General features: G+C 64.8%; 2 protein-coding genes and 2 tRNA genes. 1 reads left to right on the top strand and 3 read right to left on the bottom strand.

Features of this window, described 5'->3' with window-relative positions:
• Positions 1 to 51: 51 nt before the first annotated feature.
• From AC5DC2_RS22815 to AC5DC2_RS22805, 3 genes are all read right to left on the bottom strand, one after another.
• The gene (locus tag AC5DC2_RS22815) at positions 52 to 957 is read right to left on the bottom strand and encodes a LysR family transcriptional regulator (protein WP_024709134.1); all 906 of its coding nucleotides are present in this window, start codon (positions 955 to 957) and stop codon (positions 52 to 54) included.
• 152 nt (positions 958 to 1,109) lie between these two features.
• Positions 1,110 to 1,183, bottom strand: a tRNA-Gly gene (locus tag AC5DC2_RS22810).
• Between the two features lie 18 nt (positions 1,184 to 1,201).
• A tRNA-Tyr gene (locus AC5DC2_RS22805) sits at positions 1,202 to 1,286 on the bottom strand.
• Positions 1,287 to 1,513: 227 nt separating this feature from the next.
• On the opposite strand from AC5DC2_RS22805, the gene AC5DC2_RS22800 reads away from it, so the two are divergent.
• On the top strand, positions 1,514 to 2,395 hold the full coding sequence (locus AC5DC2_RS22800; RefSeq protein ID WP_491700142.1) for a TrmH family RNA methyltransferase: 882 nt from the start codon (positions 1,514 to 1,516) through the stop codon (positions 2,393 to 2,395).
• Positions 2,396 to 2,530: the final 135 nt, after the last annotated feature.

Below are 2,530 nucleotides of genomic sequence, written 5' to 3'. Positions count from 1 at the left end.
GATTCAATAGGTTAGAGCGTCCTTTGTGCGTCCGAATGGACGCACGGCGCTCTAGTCGTCCACCTGCGAGCGCTCGATCTGGCGCTTGAGCGCCGCCATCAGCCCTTTGGCGGCAAGCGACATCGGCACGCCCTCGGCCGACGCGATCCCGAAGCGCTGCGTCAGCTTCGGCTCGAAGACCCGCTGCACCACGGGCAGGTGCCTGTAGAGATTGGCATAGAAACTGCTGGCAAGCGCGATCCCCAGCCCCTCGGCGGCATAGGCGCAGGCGGAGGAGTTGGAATGGGTTTCGATGCGCACGTCTGGGCGGACGGCCTCGTTCTGCAACAGCCGGTCGAGCATCACCCGGTGTGCGCGCAGCCGGCCGAGCATGATCAGCGGCTCGCCGCGCAGGTCCTCGGGCCGGATGACATCGCGCGCGGCCAGCCGGTGGTCGCGGTGCATGACGGCGACGCTGCGGCCCTCAGCGACGATCTCGAGGCGAATGCCCGGTCCGATTTCGCCCTCATGGCGCAGAAAGCCGAAATCGATCACCCGCTGGTCGATCATCCGCTGGATGGTCATGGTCGTCTCGAAGAAGGTCTCGACCCTGACGCCGGGAAAGCCGTCCCGGTAGTCCTTCAGCATGGCGGGGGCGAAGTTCTCCCACATGCTGCTGGGCAGGCCGATGCGGACGACCTCCGTCTCCGACGCGCCGGTGCGGATTTCATCGGCAATCTGGCTGAAACGGGCCAGGTTGAGAAGCACGGTCTTCGCCTCCTCTTCCAGCGTCCGCGCCTCGGGCGTCGGCACCAGCCGCCCCTTGACGCGCTGAAACAGCGTCAGGTCGAGATCGGATTCGAGCTGCTGGATGAGACGGCTGACGCCCGACTGGCTGAGACCGGTGCTCCTGGCCGCGCTCATCGTCGAACCGGTCGAGAGCACCGCACGGAAGACTTCGAGCTGCTTGATGTTCATGCGATGTCGTCTCTCGGCGCGTTAATCTGCCGTCGGAAGATTAAGCCATCCGCGCCTCGCTGTCATGCGGTAGGCGGGACGATGACCCGAGGCCGAAATCGCGGTCCCTGCAGCCAGCGGCCGCGCGCCGAAACAAAAAGAAGGTGGGAACCTGGAGCGGGTAGCGGGAATCGAACCCGCATATTCAGCTTGGAAGGCTGCTGCTCTACCATTGAGCTATACCCGCGCAAACGTCAGGCGCCGGTGGTGGAGGAGGTTGGATTCGAACCAACGTAGACTAAGTCAACGGATTTACAGTCCGTCCGTTTTAACCACTCACGCACTCCTCCAGTACCAGCCTGGACGGCAGTCATGCCTTGGATCGTTCGCCGCTGCCCGTTGGCTTTGGCGATGTCGATCTGCGCCGCGTATATGACCGGCCCGCCCCGCTCTGTCAACACGGCGCGGCAGAAAAAAATGACAGAAAAATCACAGCCGCATGCCGGACCGCGCGCTTTCCCCGTTCTTGCGCCGGAATGGCCTAGCCTGAGGCCGCGGCGGGCCTTATAACGGGCGCATGAGCAAAAAAGATGACCAGAACGGCTCCCCCAGGGACGCCCATTACGCCAAGCTCCGACGCGCCCACCGCGACAACAAGCGTGCGCGCGGCGATCTGCCCCCTGCCCCGGCCCGACAGGGCAAGCGCGGACCGGCCGGCCCGCTGCCCGTCAGCGGCGACGAGGTGCTGCTTTACGGCCTGCACACCGTCCGCGCGGCCATTGAAAACCCCGAGCGCAAGCTGATCTCGTTGAAGGTGACGCAGAACGCCCTTGCCCGGCTGACCGATGGGCTGGCGCTGCCGGAGAGCCTCCCCGTCGAGATCGTGCGCCCGCGCGAGATCGACGATATTCTCGGCGAGGACGCCATCCATCAGGGGGTGATGCTGAAGACGCTGGCGCTTCCGGTCAGGCGTCTCGATGCGCTGAATGACAGCCCGCTGCTGCTCGTGCTCGATCAGGTGACCGATCCGCACAATGTCGGCGCGATCCTGCGTTCGGCCGTCGCCTTTTCCGCCGGCGCGGTGATCACCACCATGCGCCATAGCCCGGCCGAATCGGGCGTGCTCGCCAAATCGGCCTCCGGCGCGCTGGAGCATATCCCCTATATCCAGATCACCAATCTCGCCAAGGCGCTCGATGAGCTGCATGCCATGGGCTTTGCCTCGATCGGGCTTGATTCGGAGGGGCCCGCCCCGCTTGAGGAAACCTTTGCCGGCGGCAAGGTCGCGCTGGTGCTGGGCGCGGAAGGCAAGGGGCTTCGCCAGAAGACCCGGGAAACGGTGACGGCGCTCGCCCGCCTCGACATGCCGGGCGTCATCAAATCGCTCAACGTCTCCAACGCCTCGGCGATCGCGCTCTATGCCGCCCGCCAGCATCTGGGAAAGACGCCCAAAAGCTGAAAAATGCGGCCCGAGCGGCAACAAACCGGCCGCGGCAAGCGTTAAGAGCGTCGGGCGGCGCATGCACGCCGGCCGGCAATCCGGAAGCACGATGGCTTGAAAGGTCCGACCATGAAAATCGTCTTTACCGATCTC

Source organism: Martelella sp. (genome assembly GCF_984369615.1).
Note: the sequence above shows the minus strand (reverse complement) of the source record. Positions and strands in the feature narration are given on the sequence as shown.